Annotated in this window: 19 protein-coding genes; 13 read left to right on the forward strand and 6 right to left on the reverse strand. The window is 69.7% G+C overall.

Annotated features, from left to right (window positions below; all coding sequences use genetic code 11):
- Window positions 1-3 precede the first annotated feature (3 nt).
- Genes KLK06_RS24400 through KLK06_RS24425 form a run of 6 tightly spaced genes read left to right on the forward strand, consistent with a single transcriptional unit; the run spans window position 4 to window position 4,984 of the window.
- Window positions 4-987 (forward strand): carbohydrate ABC transporter permease, encoded by a 984-nt coding sequence (locus KLK06_RS24400; RefSeq protein WP_214637880.1) that lies wholly within the window; start codon window positions 4-6, stop codon window positions 985-987.
- A complete protein-coding gene (locus KLK06_RS24405; protein WP_214638069.1) occupies window positions 987-1,886 on the forward strand; it encodes a carbohydrate ABC transporter permease in 900 nt (299 codons plus the stop codon). Before KLK06_RS24400 ends, KLK06_RS24405 begins: the two co-directional genes overlap by 1 nt.
- Entirely contained in the window at window positions 1,883-3,142 is a 1,260-nt protein-coding gene (locus KLK06_RS24410; protein ID WP_214637881.1) for a 6-phospho-beta-glucosidase, read from the forward strand. The genes KLK06_RS24405 and KLK06_RS24410 overlap by 4 nt, the downstream gene beginning before the upstream one ends.
- Entirely contained in the window at window positions 3,139-4,128 is a 990-nt protein-coding gene (locus tag KLK06_RS24415; RefSeq protein WP_308168419.1) for a BadF/BadG/BcrA/BcrD ATPase family protein, read from the forward strand. The genes KLK06_RS24410 and KLK06_RS24415 overlap by 4 nt, the downstream gene beginning before the upstream one ends.
- Before the next feature lie 25 nt (window positions 4,129-4,153).
- Window positions 4,154-4,711, forward strand: a complete 558-nt coding sequence (locus KLK06_RS24420) for an AAA family ATPase (protein WP_214637882.1) — start codon at window positions 4,154-4,156, stop codon at window positions 4,709-4,711.
- A gap of 12 nt (window positions 4,712-4,723) precedes the next feature.
- Window positions 4,724-4,984: a hypothetical protein gene (locus KLK06_RS24425; protein WP_214637883.1), complete on the forward strand. Its 261-nt coding sequence runs from the start codon at window positions 4,724-4,726 to the stop codon at window positions 4,982-4,984.
- Window positions 4,985-5,104: 120 nt separating this feature from the next.
- Here the strand turns inward: KLK06_RS24425 and KLK06_RS24430 are convergent, their stop codons facing one another.
- The 4 genes from KLK06_RS24430 to KLK06_RS24440 all read right to left on the reverse strand — a co-directional run bounded on the left by KLK06_RS24430 (window position 5,105) and on the right by KLK06_RS24440 (window position 8,246).
- Window positions 5,105-5,515 carry a S26 family signal peptidase gene (locus tag KLK06_RS24430; RefSeq protein ID WP_214637884.1) on the reverse strand — a complete coding sequence of 137 codons (411 nt, stop codon included), beginning with the start codon at window positions 5,513-5,515 and terminating at the stop codon, window positions 5,105-5,107.
- Window positions 5,512-7,332 carry an ABC transporter ATP-binding protein gene (locus KLK06_RS24435; protein ID WP_308168420.1) on the reverse strand — a complete coding sequence of 607 codons (1,821 nt, stop codon included), beginning with the start codon at window positions 7,330-7,332 and terminating at the stop codon, window positions 5,512-5,514. The genes KLK06_RS24430 and KLK06_RS24435 overlap by 4 nt, the downstream gene beginning before the upstream one ends.
- Window positions 7,325-7,873, reverse strand: coding sequence for a thioredoxin domain-containing protein (locus KLK06_RS60075; protein WP_250905895.1), 549 nt, complete (start codon window positions 7,871-7,873; stop codon window positions 7,325-7,327). Before KLK06_RS60075 ends, KLK06_RS24435 begins: the two co-directional genes overlap by 8 nt.
- Before the next feature lie 190 nt (window positions 7,874-8,063).
- Complete coding sequence (locus tag KLK06_RS24440; RefSeq protein ID WP_214637886.1) at window positions 8,064-8,246, reverse strand: hypothetical protein; 183 nt, start codon at window positions 8,244-8,246, stop codon at window positions 8,064-8,066.
- A gap of 432 nt (window positions 8,247-8,678) precedes the next feature.
- Between KLK06_RS24440 and KLK06_RS24445 the strand changes: the two genes are divergently transcribed.
- The 7 genes from KLK06_RS24445 (at window position 8,679) to KLK06_RS24475 (ending at window position 15,076) form a co-directional block, all read left to right on the forward strand.
- Window positions 8,679-9,572, forward strand: coding sequence for a TIGR01777 family oxidoreductase (locus KLK06_RS24445; RefSeq protein ID WP_214637887.1), 894 nt, complete (start codon window positions 8,679-8,681; stop codon window positions 9,570-9,572).
- A 37-nt stretch (window positions 9,573-9,609) separates the two neighbouring features.
- Window positions 9,610-10,347 carry a peptidase E gene (locus KLK06_RS24450; protein ID WP_214637888.1) on the forward strand — a complete coding sequence of 246 codons (738 nt, stop codon included), beginning with the start codon at window positions 9,610-9,612 and terminating at the stop codon, window positions 10,345-10,347.
- A 38-nt stretch (window positions 10,348-10,385) separates the two neighbouring features.
- The gene (lipB, locus tag KLK06_RS24455) at window positions 10,386-11,090 is read left to right on the forward strand and encodes a lipoyl(octanoyl) transferase LipB (protein WP_214637889.1); all 705 of its coding nucleotides are present in this window, start codon (window positions 10,386-10,388) and stop codon (window positions 11,088-11,090) included.
- Between the two features lie 68 nt (window positions 11,091-11,158).
- Complete coding sequence (locus KLK06_RS24460) at window positions 11,159-12,166, forward strand: hypothetical protein (protein WP_214637890.1); 1,008 nt, start codon at window positions 11,159-11,161, stop codon at window positions 12,164-12,166.
- Between the two features lie 74 nt (window positions 12,167-12,240).
- On the forward strand, window positions 12,241-13,170 hold the full coding sequence (gene lipA / locus KLK06_RS24465) for a lipoyl synthase (protein WP_214637891.1): 930 nt from the start codon (window positions 12,241-12,243) through the stop codon (window positions 13,168-13,170).
- A gap of 440 nt (window positions 13,171-13,610) precedes the next feature.
- Window positions 13,611-14,291: a DUF4191 domain-containing protein gene (locus KLK06_RS24470; protein WP_214637892.1), complete on the forward strand. Its 681-nt coding sequence runs from the start codon at window positions 13,611-13,613 to the stop codon at window positions 14,289-14,291.
- Window positions 14,292-14,311: 20 nt separating this feature from the next.
- Window positions 14,312-15,076, forward strand: coding sequence for a class I SAM-dependent methyltransferase (locus KLK06_RS24475; RefSeq protein WP_214637893.1), 765 nt, complete (start codon window positions 14,312-14,314; stop codon window positions 15,074-15,076).
- A gap of 26 nt (window positions 15,077-15,102) precedes the next feature.
- Here KLK06_RS24475 and KLK06_RS24480 read toward each other — a convergent pair whose 3' ends face one another.
- Complete coding sequence (locus tag KLK06_RS24480; protein ID WP_214637894.1) at window positions 15,103-16,041, reverse strand: hypothetical protein; 939 nt, start codon at window positions 16,039-16,041, stop codon at window positions 15,103-15,105.
- Window positions 16,042-16,052: 11 nt separating this feature from the next.
- Complete coding sequence (locus tag KLK06_RS24485) at window positions 16,053-16,670, reverse strand: TetR/AcrR family transcriptional regulator (RefSeq protein ID WP_250905896.1); 618 nt, start codon at window positions 16,668-16,670, stop codon at window positions 16,053-16,055.
- Between the last annotated feature and the right edge of the window lie 31 nt (window positions 16,671-16,701).

The following is a 16,701-nucleotide window of genomic DNA, read 5'->3' on the forward strand; positions in this document are numbered from 1 at the left end:
CCGATGACCGCCGCACCGCACACCACGCACGTGGCCGGATCCAGCTTCACCAGGTGGATCCGGCCGCGGCCGGGACACTGGATACGGCCGCTGGCTTTCATGGCACCGGCGCTGGCCGGATTGGCGCTGTTCGTCGTCTACCCGCTCCTCGCGCTGGTCTACTACTCCTTCACCCGCTACGACCTGCTCAACACTCCGGTGTGGGTCGGGCTGCGCAACTACGTCTTCCTCCTCTGGGGCGATCCGCTGGCCCGCAAGGCCGCCTACAACACCGTGTGGCTGGTCGTCGTCATCACCGTGCTGCGCCTGGTCTTCGCCACCGGGGTCGCGGCCGTGCTGGTCCGCGTCAGGAACGGCGCGGGGTTGTTCCGGACGCTGATCTACCTGCCCGCGCTGGCTCCGCCGGTGGCGGCCACCCTGGCCTTCACCTTCCTCTTCAATCCCGGCACCGGGCCGGTGAACACGGTGCTGAGCTGGTTCGGCGTCTCCGGGCCGCTGTGGTTCAGCGACCCCGCGTGGGCCAAACCCGCGCTGACCCTGCTCACCCTGTGGGCGTCGGGCGAGTTGATCATCATCATCATGGCGGGGATGCTGGACGTGCCCGGTGAGCTGTACGAAGCGGCGTCCCTGGACGGCGCGGGCTCGGTGCGGCGGTTCTGGCACATCACGCTTCCGGCGATCGCGCCGGTGCTGGTCTTCGGAGTGATCAACTCCATCATCCTCGGGCTGCAGTACTTCACCCAGGCGGTGGTCGCGGCCTCGGTGGCCTCCGGGTCGGCCGACATCGCCGGCAGCCGGCGGGTCATCGGCTACCCCGACAACTCGACGCTGACCTTCCCCGTCTGGCTGTACCAGCAGGGGTTCCACTACTACAACATGGGCTACGCATCAGCCATGTCCATCGCCCTGTTCGTGGTCTCGACGGTGTTCACCGTGTTCTTCGTGCACCGTCTACGCCGTGCTTCCCATGCCGAGGAGATGGCGTGATGGCCACTCTCACCACCGCAACCGACCTCGCCCCCGGCTCGACGCCCCGGCGCGGACCGGCGCGCCGCCGGTCGAACCGGCGCGGCCTCATGCGCTGGATCGCCGTGCACAGCATCGCGCTGGCCATCGGGCTGATGTTCGTCCTGCCTCTGGTCTTCGTCGCGCTGACCGCGTTCATGTCGGACCGGCAGGCGTTGACGGCCGACCTGTGGCCGCGGTCCTGGCATCCGGCGAACTTCGCCGAGGTGTTCCGCACCGCGCCACTGCTGAAGTATCTGGGCAACAGCATGATGTACTCGCTGCTCGCCACAGCCGGCATGCTGCTGTCCAGCGTCCCGGCCGCCTATGCCCTGGCCCGGATGCGCTGGCGGGGCCGCCAGACGGTGTTCCTGGTGGTGATCGCCGCCATGATGATCCCGCCGCAGGTCCTGTCGGTCCCGCTCTACATCCTGTGGGCCCGGCTCCACCTCACCGGCACCCTGTGGCCGCTGATCCTGCCGTACTTCCTGCTCGACGCGTTCAGCATCTTCCTGCTGCGGCAGTTCTTCCTCACGGTCCCGCAGTCCTACCTCGACGCCGCCCGCGTGGACGGCTGTGGCGACCTGCGGACACTGCTGCGGGTGCTGCTCCCGATGACCAGGCCCGGCATCGCCGCGATCTCCCTGTTCTGCTTCATGTACACCTGGAACGACTATTTCGGGCCACTGCTGTACGCCGGGGAGAACCCGGACGAGTGGACCCTGTCGCTGGCCCTGGCCTCGTTCCGGGGCGCGCACCAGGTGCAGTGGAACCTCACCATGGCCGCGACGGTCGTGGTCATGCTGCCGGTCATCCTCCTCTTCGTCCTCGCTCAGAAGTCCTTCGTCCGAGGCATTACCTTCACAGGAGTCAAGGGTTGAAACTCACCATCGTCGGAGGCGGCTCCACCTACACCCCGGAACTGGTCAGCGGGATCGCCCATCAGTACGCCGCTCTCGACATCGAGGAGATCGCGCTGGTCGACCCGGACACCGAGCGGCTCGAGGTGGTGGGCGGGTTCGCGCGCCGCCTGCTCGATCACGCGGGTCATCCGGCCAAGGTGCGCCTCACCGCCGATCTCGAGGCCGGCGCCGATGGGGCCGCCGCCGTACTGCTCCAGCTACGCGTCGGCGGCCAGGCCGCCCGCGTGACGGACGAGACCGTACCGCTGGAATGCGGGTGCGTCGGTCAGGAGACCACGGGTGCGGGGGGCCTGGCCAAGGCGCTGCGCACGGTGCCGGTGGTCCTCGACATCGCCGCGCGGGTGCGGCGGGTCGCCGGCGAGAAGACCTGGATCGTCGACTTCACCAACCCGGTCGGCATCGTCACCCGCGCGCTGCTCAACGCGGGTCACCGTGCGGTGGGACTCTGCAACGTCGCCATCACCTTCGAGCGCTGGGTGGCGGGGAAACTGGGCGTCGCTCCGGAGACGATCACGCTGGAACACGCCGGGCTCAACCATCTGACCTGGGTACGTGCCGTGCGCGTCGACGGCGTGGATGTGCTCCCCCGGCTGCTGTCCGACCATGCCGACGAGCTCGCCGACCACGTCGGGCTCCCCGCCGACGTGATGCGCCGGCTCGGCGCCGTGCCGTCGTACTACCTGAAGTACTACTACCGGCACGACGCGATCGTGGCCGGCCAGCAGGGCCCGTCACGAGCCGAGACCGTGGCCGAGATCGAGCACCGTCTGCTTCAGCTGTACCGCGATCCGAGCCTGGTCGCCAAACCGGCGTTGCTGGAGCAACGGGGTGGCGCCTACTACTCGGAGGCGGCGGTGCGCCTGGTGGCGTCCCTGCTGGGCGACAAGGGAGATGTGCAGGTGGTGAACGTCCGCAACGGCTCCACCCTGCCGTTCCTGCCCAGCGACGCCGTGGTCGAGGTGCCCGCCCGGATCACCGGCGCCGGCCCGGTCCCCCTGCCGGTGGCCCCGCTGCCGCCGGCCATCGCGGGCCTGGTCGCCCACGTCACCGCGTACGAGAACCTTGCCCTGGAGGCGGCGCTGCACGGCGGCCGCGACCGGGTGTTCGACGCGCTGATGGCGCACCCGCTCATCGGCCAGATCGACCAGGCGGCAACCCTGGCCGACCGGCTGGTCGCCGTCAACCGCGACTTTCTGCCCTGGGCGGCGGCGTGATCGACGGAGTGCTGGCGATCGACGGCGGCAACTCGAAGACGGACGTCCTCCTCGTCGCGGCCGACGGCACGGTGCTGTCGCGGGTGCGCGGTCCTGGGGCGTCGGCGCAGAACGTAGGCGTCGCCGCCAGTGCCGCCACCCTCGACACGCTGGTCCGGCAGGCGGCGCGGCAGGTCGATCCGGCGGCTCGCGCCCCGTACGCCCGGCACACCGCGGCCTACCTCGCCGGAGTCGACTTCCGCCGGGAGCAGGAGACGCTGACGCGGGAGTTGGCCGAGCTGGGCTGGTCCGAGGGGATCACCGTCGACAACGACATCTTCGCGCTGCTGCGCGCCGGCACCCCTGGGCATGGGGTCGCCGTGGTCTGCGGGGCAGGCATCAACTGCGTCGGTGTGGCGCCGGACGGCAGGACCTTGCGGTTCCCCGCGATCGGCCGGTTGTCCGGCGACTGGGGCGGCGGTTCGTTCCTGGGCGACGAGACGTTGTGGCGGGCGGTGCGGGCCGAAGACGGTCGCGGCCCCGACACCGCGTTGCGGGCGGCGGTGACCGATCACTTCGCCGTGTCCTCGGTGGCCGACCTCGTCGAGCGGCTCCACTTCGGGGAGGTTCGCCGCGCCCGGCTCCAGGAGCTCAATCCGCTGCTGCTGGCGATCGCGGGGGCCGGCGACACCGTGGCCAGAGAGGTGGTCGACCGGCTGGCCAGGGAGGTGGTCCTGCTCGCGTCGGCGGCGCTGCGCCGGTTGGATCTGCTGCACGTTCCGGTGGACATCGTGCTGGGGGGCGGCGTGCTCACAGGTGGCGATCAGTACCTGCTCGACCGCATCAACACCGGTTTTGCGCGGGAAGCACCCAAAGCGACGACCCGGGTGGTGGAGGTGCCTCCGGCCGTGGGCGCCGCGTTGCTGGGCCTGGACCAGCTCGGCGTGAGCGCCGACGCGGAACACCGCCTGCGCGACTCCTACCGTGCCGGCCCCACTTGCGCGTAGAGCGCGACCGCTTATGATCACGTTGGTGGAAGATCAACCCCTCGATGGGCATGCGCCGCTGTATCTGCTCGCGGGCGCTCCCGGCGCCGGAAAGACGACCTTGCTGCCGTACCTGCTGCGGGCTTCGGGCGGGCTGGTCGTGATGGACTCGGATGAGTTGCTCGAGGACGGCGCGCTGCTCGGGGTGCCCATCGCGGAGCCGGACGCCGCGCCCGTGTGGCCCGCGTACGACCGGATGTGGACGCGCATCGTGACCATGGTGCGGCGGGCAGGGCATCCGGTGCTGCTGCTGTGTCCGATCCCCGACCCCGAGGAGCTCCCGCCGGTGGGACGGTGGCGCGATCCGGCCCATTGGGCCCTGCTGGACTGCCCCGATGAGGTGCGGCAGGACCGGCTGCGGGATCGCGGCTCGCCGCGAGAGTGGGTCGAGGAGGCGATGGCGGACGCCGCGGCGGGCCGTGCGCTGATCCCGACGCTGTTCCACAGCGGGCCCGAGGACGTCGCCGACCTGGCGGCGCGGATCCTCTCGTGGACGCGTGACCGTCCCAGCCCTCAGGGGCGGCCCGAAATCCGGGCTTCGTGAGACGCTGACGGCGTGCGGATCGCGCTCCTTGGTGAGCTGGAGTTACGCGACGACGACGACGGGCTCGTCGAGATCGCCGGTGTGCGGCTGCGCAGGCTGCTGGCCCGGCTCGTCCTCGCCGGCGGCCGGCCCGGCTCGGCGGAAGGACTCGTCGGCGCGGTGTGGGGAGACGAGCCCCGGTCGTACGTCGAGGCTCTGGCCGCCCACCATCGCCTTGAGCTCGGACGGGGTGCCGGACGCGACGCTCCCGCACCTCCCCCGACCGCCGCGTGACGTCGAAGCCGCCCACCCGTGCCACGCCCTCATCCGGCCGCAACTGAGATGGCTCGCACACGACGCTGATACGGCCTTGATTCACCGGCGACCGCCGGGCAGTGTCAGGCCCGGCTCACCTCAGCTGAGCGCCCCCGCCGATCCGCCGATCCGCCGGAGGGCGATCCCCATCACGTCCTCCACGGGAAGCAGCCCGAAGTGCCGGGAATCCAGGCTGTGCCGGGCGTTGTCGCCCAGCACGGCGACCCTGCCCTCCGGCACGACCCCGCCGCCGAGCGTCGCGGGCAGTTCCTCGCCCGCGGCCGCGACCAGCCGCTTGACCAGCAGTGGCGGGTCGCCCTTGGGGTTGCGGAGCACCACGATGTCGCCGGTCGCCGCGGTGCCGCGCCTGGCCAGCAGCCGCTCGCCCGCGCGCAGCGTGGGCTCCATGCTGAGACCCACGACCGTGACCACCATGAGCCGCCTGCGCAGCCACATCAGCGCGCCGCCGACGAGCAGCACCGCCACCCCGATACCGACCGCGACTCTCATTCGGCGCTCTCCGTGACATAGCCCGTGGACTGCAGGGTGAAAAGTCTGGCATACACGCTCTGCTGCCCCATCAGCTCGTCATGCCGTCCCTGCTCGACGATCCCGCCCTCCTCCAGCACCACGATGAGGTCGGCGTCCCTGACCGTGTTGAGCCGGTGGGAGATCAGCAGACTCGTACGGCCCGCCCTGCTCGCCCGCGTCCTGGCGTGGATGTCGTACTCGGCCTCCGGATCCAGTCCCGAGCTCGGCTCGTCGAGGATCATCAGCTCCGGCTGGTCACGCATCAGCGCCCTGGCGATCGCCACCCGCTGCCACTGCCCGCCCGACAGCACCACGCCCGCGGCCCGCGCGTCGTCGTCCTCCTCCTCGGAGACGCCGAAGAACACGCGGGTCAGCAGCGTCTCGTAGCCCTGCGGCAGCGACGCCAGCAGGTCGTGGACGCCCGCCTGCCGCGCCGCCCGCTCGACGGCCGGCCGGTCCTCGATGCGCCGCAGGTCGCCGAGGCCGACGTTCTCGGCCGCCGACAGGTCGTAGGACATATGGTCCTGGAACACGGCGCTCACCCTGGCGCGCAGCTCGGCGGGGTCGACGTCGCGGATGTCCACTCCGTCCCAGAGGATCGCGCCCTTGGTCGGGTCGTAGAAGCGGCAGAGCAGCTTGACCAGCGTGCTCTTGCCCGCGCCGTTGAGGCCGACGAGCGCGACGGCTTCGCCGTACGGGATGGAGAGGGTGAGGCCGCGCAGGATCCACGGATGGTCGTCGCTGTAGCGGAACCAGACGTCACGCAGCTCGATGCCGCGCGTCAGCGCGGGCAGCGGCGCGGTCTTGACCGGCACGGGCAGGTCGGGGGCCGTCTCGGTGACGTCGAGGTAGTGGCGGAACAGCTGCAGGTTCTGCGCGATCTGCGCGATCGTCTGCACCAGCGTGTTCAGTCCCAGTTGCGCGCCGGCGACCGCGCCCGCGAACATCACCACGTCACCGACGCTGAGCGCGCCGTCGCGCGCGGCCAGGCCGGCCCACACCAGGCCGCCACCCGCGATGAGCGCGGTGAGCAGCTCCAGCGCGCCGTTCATGGTGAGCTGCCGCAGGTCCATGCGGCGCTGCGCGACGTTGACCCGGCCGCGCTCGCCTACCATGCGCCCGCGCAGGAACGCGCCGACGCCGAAGAGCCTGATCTCCTTGGCGGCCTCTTCGCTGGTCAGCAGTTGGCTGTAGAAGAACTCGCGGCGCTGCGCGGGGCTGGTCTGCCACATCATCGCCGTCCGCTGCCTGGCCAGCCGCAGTTGTACGGCGAGCGTCGGCACGAGCGTGACCAGCACGATCGCCGTCATCCAAGGGTTGATCACGGTCAGCGCGCCCACGAACCCGGCGAGCGTCAGCGTCGACCGCGCGCTCTCGAACGCCGAGCCGAGCAGCCCGTGGCAGGTGAGCGTGGCCTGCTGCCCGAGGCGCAGCCGGTCGAGGAAGTCGGGGTCCTCGAAATACCGCAGCCCGACGAACCTCTCGGTCGCCGCGAACAGCCGGTCGGTCGCGCGCAGCCCGACCGTCCTGCCCAGCGCGGAGTTGGCGTAGGTGGAGATGCCCGGCAGCAGCCCGGCGGCCAGCCCGCACGCGGCCAGCCCGAGCGCGGCGCCGAGCACCGACCCTTGTCGCGTGGTCAGCGCGTCGAGCAGCGCCTTGGTGAGCCAGGTGGTGGCCACGGGAAGGACCGCCTGAGCGAGAGTGGCGGCCGCGTAGACCACCACCATCGCCGGCGAGCTGCGCCAGGCCAGCTCCGCGACCGCGACCAGCGCGCGCGGCCAGGAGCGATCAGCCACGGGCGGGGCTGAGGACACCGTCCAGCGCGTCGAGCGTGTGACCGGCGGCCAGCACCGTGCGGGTCTCGTCGACCAGGAACACCCGGGGGAAGGCCTCCACCCCGAACGCCTTGGCGAGCGGCCCGCCGTCCACCTCACCATTGACGATCTTGGCGACCGGGGAGAGCAGGTCGAGCATGTCGCCCATCTCATCGGGGAACCCCGCGATCACGGCGATCGCCCCGTCATGCCCGGCGGCCAGCGCGGCGAACTTGGGCGCGAGATCCTTGCACGGCGCGCACGAGGGAGAGAAGAAGCCGATGAGGGTCCGCTCCCCCAGAGAGGCGGCCGACAGCGTCTCGCCGTCGTTGGTCGTGGTCTCGAACTCGGCCGCCACCTCACCGGCCTCCAGCCCGGTCGCCGGGTTGCCGGTCCGCTCGTACAGGCCGTCGAGGCGCTGCGTGTGATCGCGCAGCCTGCGGATGACGCCGAGCATCAGCACCAGATTGAGCACGGACAACAGGCTGAGGACCAACACTGCCGCCCACAGAGCGAAAACCATCACGATCTCCTCATCACGAACAGGTCACCGATGTCGTCGAACAAGATGAACACCATCGGACCGATCAGCCCCGCCCCGACTGCGGCGATCACGATGGCGAGCTGGGAGATAGATCACGAGCATGCCACCCGAGAGGCTGAGCAGGCCGGGCTCACTGAGGTGAGACCCGGCCCGCAGAGTCCGCGAACGGCTAGCACTTGCTCCAAGAGCCGCAGTTGAGCACGCAGGCGCCGTTGTAGCAGCAGGTACGCACGTAGCACGTACCCGAGCCCTTCCACTGCTGGAAGCAGTCCGGCGGGCAACCGGCGGCGGCCTTGACGTTCGGGACGAGCGCGGCGACCATACGGTCACCGAGTTCCTTGAAAATACGCATGAAACCCTCACTTCTGAGAATGAAGAACGGTGAATTTCGCATTTCATAGAATGCGACCTGGGAATGCCTGAAATGCGTTCTTGGCGACATGCAGGCATGATTCCAGAGCGTTATATACGCTGGTCAGCTACACCGCACTCCGCCTCGTTCCGAGACAGAGCTTGGCCACCGAACTAACCCTGAAGAAATAGGAGCGAGCGCCCCATCACCCCTTTCCGAACGCGGCGGGCTCTTGATCACAACGGAGTCAAGCAGCGGGGCAATCGTCCGTCAAGACCTCCGAAAGGTGAATTATCGGGCCGCCGAAATCTCCCCAGATCCTTTCGGTGATACGGCGGTCAACTTCTTTACGTGGGGGTGGATGTCAGACGGTCGACACTCCGGACGGGCAGCGGGTGAGTCGCGGAGAGGCCCCGGCGTAGTGTGGGGGGTATGACGATCATCGTTACGGGGGCGTCGGGGCTGCTCGGCGGGCTGTTGGTCGAGGCGCTTCGGGGTCAGGGGCAGCGGGTTGTCAGGATGGTGCGACGCCCTCCGGAGGGTGATGAGGAGGCCTACTGGGAGCCTCGGGAGGATGTGATCGATCTTTCGGTGCTCGAAGGGGCCGAGGGGGTCGTCCATCTGGCCGGAGCGCCCATCGCCGACCGGCGCTGGAGTGAGGCGTACAAGCGCGAGCTCGTACGGAGCCGGGTCGACGGGACTCGCGTGCTCGTCAACGCGCTACGGCAGCTCTCGCGGCCCCCCGAGGTGCTCGTGTCGGCCTCCGGGGTGGACTTCTACGGAGATACCGGGGATCGGGTCATCGATGAGTCTCAGGGGAAGGGCACCGGGTTTCTGGCCGACCTGTGCGAGCTCTGGGAAGGTGAGGCCAGAGCCGCCGGGGAGGTCGGGGTCAGGACCGCGCAGGTGCGTACCGGACTCGTGTTGAGCCGGCGGGGTGGGGCGCTCGGGCGGATGCTGCCCATTTTCAAGATGGGGCTCGGCGCGCCCCTGGGGAGTGGGAAGCAGTACTGGTCGTGGATATCCGAGGATGATTGGGTGCAGGCCGTACTGCATATCCTGAAAAATCGGGATTTGGTGGGGGCGGTTAATCTGACTGCGCCGAATCCCGTCACCAATGCCGAGTTCACCACCACGCTCGGGAAAGCCCTGCGCAAGGGCACTGTGCCGATGCCCGTCCCGGCCTTCGCGCTGGGCATCGGCCTCGGCGAGTTCGCGCGGGAAGGGCTGTTGCCCAGCCACCGGATTCTGCCTGGGAAACTGTCCGATACCGGCTACAGATTCACCCATAGCCACCTCGACGCGGCGTTCAGCGCCATAATCTAAAGTGCCGTTCGTCCTTTACCACGTGGGAGACATCAACATGACCAGCTCCGGCCAGTCACACATTCTTGCCATCGGCGGTGGATCGTTCCGCCCGACCGAGCGTCACGGCTTTCTGGAGGCGAGCCCGCTGCTGCGCTACGGCCTCGACCTGACCGGCGAGGACCGGCCGAAACTGGGGCTGGTCGCCACCGCGACGGGGGACAGCGCCGACTGGCTGCTGAAGATGTACGGCGCCTTCGCCGGGTGGGATGTTGAGCTGAGCCATCTGACCGTGTTCCCGATGCCCAATGTCAAGGATCCTCGGGCGTGGATGCTCGAGCAGGACATGATCTATGTCAGCGGTGGCAGCGTGGCCAACCTGGCGGTTCTCTGGCGGTTGCACGGGTTCGACGAGGCGTTCGAGGAAGCGTGGCGCTCCGGTGTGGTGCTGTCCGGGCAGAGCGCGGGCGCGCTGTGCTGGCACGTCGGCGGCAACACCGACTCCTTCGGCCCCGAGCTGAACGTGTGGGCCGACGGCCTGGCCTTCCTGCCCTACTCGTGCGGCGTCCACTACAACTCCGAGCCGCAACGCCGGCCGCTGCTGCACCAGTCGGTGGCCAGCGGGGAGTTGCCCGAGGGCTACGCCGCCGACGAGGGCGTGGCGCTGCACTACGTGGGCACCGAGTTCATCCAGGCCGTAACCACCGATCCGGCCGGATATGCCTACAGGATCGAGCATGACGGGGCCGATGGGGCAAAGGAGTTCCGGATCGAGCCCCGGCTGCTGACCTCCTGAATTACCCTTGATGCGTGAGGGAACGGCACAATGGACACATGCGCCCCAAGCACGGGGTCGACCCCCACGCATTGGCCATCGTCCGCCTCGGTGTCGACGTCCCCTACGAGCAGGCTTGGCAGCTGCAACGCTGGGTGCACGGCAAACGAGTCGCCCGTGAGCTGACCGACACGGTCCTGCTCCTGGAGCACGCGCCCGTCTACACAGCCGGCAAGCGCACCGCTCCGCACGAACGTCCCTCTGATGGCACCCCCGTGATCGACGTCGACCGCGGGGGCCGCATCACCTGGCACGGCCCCGGCCAGCTCGTCGCCTACCCGATCATCGAGATCGGCGACGTGACCCGCTACATCTGCCGCCTCGAAGACACGATGATCCAGATCTGCGCCGACTTCGGCGTCACGGCCAGGCGGGTGCCGGGGTGGGCCGGGGTCTGGGCCGCGGGCGATCCCAGCCTCGGCCTGCCCGACCGTCAGCTCGGCGCGGTCGCCATCCGCGTCTCGCGCGGCGTCACGATGCACGGCTTCGCGCTCAACTGCGCCAACGATCCGCGATGGTTCAGCCGGATCGTTCCATGCGGCATCCCGGACGTGGGCGTCTCCTCCCTGTCCGCCGAGACGGGCAGGCGGATCGTGGTCGAGGAGGTCCTGCCGATCGCCGAGAAACGGCTGGCCGAGGCGCTGGGTCTGGAGCCGTACGACCTGCACGAAGAAGACCTCATGCGCATGACCGGACACAGCTAGCCGGCCGGCAACCGAAGCAGTGCGCGCATCACGGTGAAATCTGGCATTTGCCTGCTTACGATCAGGTTGTGAAGCGACTCGCGGCTCTGGTCCTGGCTCTCATCGTGCACACGCTGACGCTGGCGTTCGTCGTGCTGGGCGGGTGGACGATCGTGGTCAACGCCCAGTTCGCCGCGGCGTGGGCGATCGGCGGCCTGCTGATCGCCCTCGGCTGGATGCTGCGGCCGCGCCTCGGCCGCCTGCCCGCCGACGCCGAGGTCCTCGATCCCGCCTCGGCCAGGCAGTTGTACGGCGTGGCGGACCGGGTGGCCGACCGGATCGGCGTCGGGCGTCCCAAGAAGGTGGCGGTCAGGGATCTGGTCCTGGGCGCCGGCTACGCGCGCAACGGCCTGCTCAGGACGCCCGTGCTGGTCATCGGGCTGCCCTCGTGGCTGGCCCTGTCGCCGAGGCAGCGGGTCGCGCTGCTGGCCGGTGCGTACGCGGAGCTGCCGACCGGCGACGAACTCATCGTGAACGGCGCGCTCTCGACGCTGGGCGAATGGCGGGAGGCCCTCCTCGGAGCGGCACCGCTGCGGGTGCGCGAGGAGGCCCAGACGCAGATCGCCTCATCGCTCGGCGCGCTGGACACCGTGAGCACCGGCTACGAGGCGGCCGGCTTCCTGGGCCGGATCATCGGACGGGTGCTCGGCGGCCCGGTGCTGCTCACCGAGTACTGCCTGAGACGGCTGGCCCGCTCCGGCGATGCCCGCAGGCGCGAACAGCGGCGGGCCAGGGCCCTGCGGGTCCTCACGGCCGCGGAACTGGCCGAGATCGACGGGCTGCTGGCGAGCGGCAGCTACGTCGCCCCGATGCAGGCGGCCGCGCTGCGCGGCGAGAGCGTGGCGTCGATCAGGCAGGTCGCGCTGTCCCCCGCACCGCTGACCCCCGGGGGCTTCCCCGCGCCGCTGGCCCCCGACGGCGTCCTCATCGCCGAGCCCGGCTCCGAGCTGCTCGGCTCGGCCGAGTCGGACCGGATCGACGACGAACTGCTCCGCCACTACACCCGCGCGATCCGCAGCCTCGGCCTCATCATCTGAGCCTCATCCGAGGCGCCCGCCCGACAAGCCGCCCTGGGAGTGGGGCAGGGTGCGGCGCGACGTAAGCTGGGGCGGTGACCGTTGCTCCTGAAGGCCGAAAGCTCCTCCGCCTGGAGGTGCGCAACGCCGAGACCCCTATCGAGCGCAAGCCCCCGTGGATCAAGACCAAGCTGAGGACGGGCCCCGAATACACCGAGCTGAAATCGCTCGTGCGCCGGGAGGGCCTGCACACGGTCTGCGAAGAGGCGGGCTGCCCCAATATCTACGAGTGCTGGGAAGACCGCGAGGCGACGTTCCTCATCGGCGGCGACCAGTGCACGCGCCGCTGCGACTTCTGCCAGATCGACACCGGCAAGCCCAAGGAGTACGACCGGGACGAGCCGCGCCGCGTGGCCGAGTCGGTCGAGCAGATGGGCCTGCGCTACGCCACGGTGACCGGTGTGGCCCGCGACGACCTGCCCGACGGCGGCGCCTGGCTCTACGCCGAGACCGCGCGGCAGATCCACGCGCTGCTGCCCGGCTGCGGGGTCGAGCTGCTGGTGCCCGACTTCAACGGCAACCGCGAGCAGCTTGAAGAGGTGTTCTCGGCCAAGCCTGAGGTGTTCGCGCACAATGTCGAGACCGTGCCGCGGATCTTCAAGCGCATCCGGCCCGCGTTCCGCTACGACCGCTCGCTGGGTGTGATCACGATGGCCCGCGAGGCCGGGCTGGTCACCAAGTCCAACCTGATCCTGGGCATGGGCGAGACGCGCGAGGAGGTCGTGGAGGCGATGCGCGACCTGCACGCCGCCGGCACCGACCTGCTGACGATCACCCAATACCTGCGCCCGACGCCCCGCCACCACCCGGTGGAGCGCTGGGTCAAGCCGGAGGAGTTCGTCGAGCTCCAGGCGGAGGCCGAGGCGATCGGCTTCGCGGGCGTGCTGTCGGGCCCGCTCGTCCGCTCCTCCTACCGCGCCGGCCGGCTCTACCAGCAGGCCATCGAGGCCCGCCAGAGCGCCTGAAGCTCCCGCGCCACGTTCAAGACCGTCTCCGTCAGGAGGCGGTCTTCTTCGTATCGCGCCGTGCGTCATGACCGCCTACGACTCCGACCGCTCGTCCTACGATTCGATAACGGCCGATGACGCTTCGGTCACGGTGGCGGTGACCAACGCGGGGCCCTGACATCAGGCTGGCGATCTTCGACGCGGTGCGGGCAGACCCCGGGCAAACGATCACCATTCAGCCCCCGCACCTGGGAGAACACGTCCGCACGCTCACGTAGGCCGGGGTCTCACCGTCTCGTCACGGCGCCCGGCCCCGCATCACCGGAGGAGCGTCCCCCTGGACAGAGCCCGGCCCCGGACGGCGACTGGGGCCCACCGTGCTCTGCCGTAAAAGAAAACTGCCCGATTGACCATGGGCGTTTTCGTATCCCGGTCGGTTGGTTTGTATTCTTCGAAGCATGGCAAAGTCCGAGGATCCAGAGAAGCCGGGACGCATCAAGCAGTTCCGCATGATCGCGCAGATCATCAAGCAGGCCAACCCCAAGGGGTTGCCGATCGTCTTCCTTTCGGCGGTCGGCACGCTGGCTGTGGTCGTCGTGATCGGGCTGGTCACGGACTATCTGTGGTATTCGGTGTTCCTCGGCGTGCTCGCCGCGCTCACCGTCGGCCTCGTGGTGTTCGGGCAGCTGGCGCAGAAGGCCCAGTATTCGATTCTGCACGGCCAGACCGGCGCCGCCGCCGCGGTGCTGCAGGGGATGCGGGGCAACTGGCAGGTCACCCCGGCCATCGCGGTCAACCGTGACCAGGACCTGATCCACCTCGTGATCGGGTTCCCGGGCGTCGTGCTGGTGTCCGAGGGGCCCGGCAACCGGGTGGCCAAGATGCTCGCGGCCGAGAAGAAGCGCGTCGCGCGGGTGGTGCTGGGCGTCGAGATCTACGACATCCAGTGCGGCGACGGCGAGGGACAGGTCCCGCTGGGCAAGCTCCAGCGCCACATCATGAAGCTGCCGCGCAACCTGAAGAAGCCCGCGGTCAACGAGGTCAAGGACCGCCTGCGCTCGCTCCCCAAGAACATGCCGATGCCCAAGGGCCCGATGCCCAAGGGCGCCCGCGTGCCGCGCGGCCCCAAGATGCGCTAGTGCCGGTGAGGAGTGCGCCGATGCTGTCGGACTCGTCGCGGGCCAACCGTGGCTGGTGGGACGGCAACGCCGACGACTACCAGGTCGAACACGGCGAGTTCCTGCGTGACTCCGGCTTCGTCTGGTGCCCCGAGGGCGTCGACGAGGCCGAGGCGCGCCTGCTGGGCGAGGTGCGCGGGCGGCGGGTGCTGGAGATGGGCTGCGGCGCGGCACAGTGCGGGCGGTGGCTGGTCGGTCAGGGTGCCGAGGTGGCCGCGTTCGACCTGTCGCACCGGCAGTTGCGCCACTCGCAGCGGATCGACCTCGAGACCGGCGTGCACGTCCCTGTGGTGCAGGCCGACGCCGAGGTGCTCCCGTTCGCCGGTGGGTCGTTCGATCTGGCGTGCTCGGCGTTCGGGGCGCTGCCGTTCGTGGCCGATCCGCTGGCCGTGTTCCGGGAGGTGGGCAGGGTGCTCAGGCCGGGCGGCCGGTTCGTGTTCTCGGTCAGCCATCCGATCCGGTGGGCGTTCCCCGACGATCCGGGGCCGCGCGGGCTGACGTCCGACCGGTCCTACTTCGACCGTTCGCCCTATGTCGAGATGGACGAGTCCGGTACGCCGACCTACGTCGAGCACCATCGGACGATGGGCGACTGGGTCGGCCTGATCGTCGCCTCGGGGCTGACCGTGACGGGGCTGCTGGAGCCCGAGTGGCCGGCGGGCCATGACCGGGTGTGGGGCGGCTGGAGCCCGCTACGCGGCAAGCACATACCGGGCACCGCCATCTTCAGCTGCGCACGCGCCTGACCGGCCGCGCGCCCGGTCGGCCGGGGTCAGTCGCGCCCGTACCTGGATGCCATCGCGTGGAAGGCCGCCTTGGGCTCCCAGCGGGTCTCGTCGAGCATCCTGACCACACCGTACGCGCCGAGGTCGGCGTCGCCGGGCCGGTTGTAGGAGGCGAAGGTGAACCACAGGGCCGTGTCGACGCCTTCCTGTTCGAAGACGTCGAGCAGCTCGTTCAGGTAGCGGACCTGCTCGCCCTCGTCGCGCTCCGAGCCGTCCGGCACGACCCACGCCATGCCCCCACGGTCCCCCGCCCCCTTGTAGGCACAAGTGCCGAACTCAGTCACCACGACGGGCTTACCGTGCTTGAAGTGGCCGCGCAGCTCCTCCACAAAGCTTTCGGCGTTGTACGCGGCACGGTAGGCGTCCACACCGACCAGGTCGAACGGCGTCCAGTCGACGAACTCCCATGGCGCGGAGGCATAGGTGATCCGGCCGCCGAACAGCGGCCTGACCGTCTCGGCGACCTCCCCGAGGAAGCCGTTGAAGCGGCCCATGATCGTGCCCAGTGACTGCCACCACTCCATGTCGGCCGACATCATCGCCCGCATGCGCTCGTCGTAGTCGGCGCCGGGCATGAACCCTTCGCAGAAGGCGCTGGTCTCGCAGCCGGTGACCAGCACCACCTCGGCGCCGCCGCGCCGTACGGCCTCGGCTCGTTCGGCGCAGTCGGCGTAGAGGGGGAGTATCCGTTCCGTCGGCAGGTCGACGGGGAAGGGCGCGAACCAGACCTCCAGCCCGGCCGCGGCGGCCTGCTCGGCCGCCACGCTGAGCCGCTCCGGGTCGCCGCCGGAGACGCGTACGGCCGCGCAGTGCAGCTCATCGGCTATCACCCGCATCTCGCGCCCGACCATCTCGGCGTCGAACGCCGCGCGGGACAGGCTCTCCCCCGGCAGGAACCCGGTGTCATAGTTGATACCTTTTTTCACGAAATATCCCCTTATTTCCCAGTAAAGCCGTGCTCGAGGAGGTCGAAGGCGAGCTCGACGTCGCCCGCCAGCCGGCGGCCCGCCTCCGCGATGGGCGTCCCCGCGACGAGCCGCTGGAAGAACCCCTCCTGCAGCGTCGTGATCACGGCGGTGATCTGCGCGGCCATGAGCTGGTCCAGCAGCTCGCAGACCCCATCCGGCGCGCCCCGCGCGCCCGCCAGCGCGGCGGCCAGCTCGTAGCGCTGCCCCGCCTGCGTCTGGTGCAGCCCGGCCATCAGCGCCGGGCTGGCCGAGATCACCCGGATCCGGGTGAGCAGGCCGTCGACGTCGACCTCCCCCGCCCCCTCGGCGGCGAGCGCCCGGTAGTGCTCGCGCAGCGCCCCGAGCGGCGTCTGCCCCGGCCTCCGCTCGGTGACGATCTTCGCCGTGTCGTCCTTGACCACGTCGAGGACCAGGCACTCCTTGGTCGGGAAATAGGCGAACAGCGTGACCTTCGCCACCTCGGCCGCCTCGGCGATCTCGTTGACCGTCACGGCCTCGTAGCCGCGCTCGGCGAACATCCGCAGCGCCACCTCGGCGATCCGCCGCCGCGTCTGCTCCTTCTTCTTCTCCCTGAGCCCCGCCATCATGAGGACAGCATAAACCGTACCGGGTTGAAAA

Source organism: Nonomuraea sp. NEAU-A123, assembly GCF_018603905.1.
Classification (GTDB): Bacteria; Actinomycetota; Actinomycetes; order Streptosporangiales; family Streptosporangiaceae; genus Nonomuraea.

Coding starts and splice junctions, on each gene's coding strand:
- KLK06_RS24400 (WP_214637880.1), top strand. CDS start 4: ATGACCGCCGCACCGCACACCACGCACGTGGCCGGATCCAGCTTCACC.
- KLK06_RS24405 (WP_214638069.1), top strand. CDS start 987: ATGGCCACTCTCACCACCGCAACCGACCTCGCCCCCGGCTCGACGCCC.
- KLK06_RS24430 (WP_214637884.1), bottom strand. CDS start 5,515: ATGAGAGTCGCGGTCGGTATCGGGGTGGCGGTGCTGCTCGTCGGCGGC.
- KLK06_RS60075 (WP_250905895.1), bottom strand. CDS start 7,873: ATGGTTTTCGCTCTGTGGGCGGCAGTGTTGGTCCTCAGCCTGTTGTCC.
- KLK06_RS24440 (WP_214637886.1), bottom strand. CDS start 8,246: ATGCGTATTTTCAAGGAACTCGGTGACCGTATGGTCGCCGCGCTCGTC.
- KLK06_RS24445 (WP_214637887.1), top strand. CDS start 8,679: ATGACGATCATCGTTACGGGGGCGTCGGGGCTGCTCGGCGGGCTGTTG.
- KLK06_RS24450 (WP_214637888.1), top strand. CDS start 9,610: ATGACCAGCTCCGGCCAGTCACACATTCTTGCCATCGGCGGTGGATCG.
- lipB (WP_214637889.1), top strand. CDS start 10,386: ATGCGCCCCAAGCACGGGGTCGACCCCCACGCATTGGCCATCGTCCGC.
- KLK06_RS24470 (WP_214637892.1), top strand. CDS start 13,611: ATGGCAAAGTCCGAGGATCCAGAGAAGCCGGGACGCATCAAGCAGTTC.
- KLK06_RS24475 (WP_214637893.1), top strand. CDS start 14,312: ATGCTGTCGGACTCGTCGCGGGCCAACCGTGGCTGGTGGGACGGCAAC.
- KLK06_RS24485 (WP_250905896.1), bottom strand. CDS start 16,670: ATGATGGCGGGGCTCAGGGAGAAGAAGAAGGAGCAGACGCGGCGGCGG.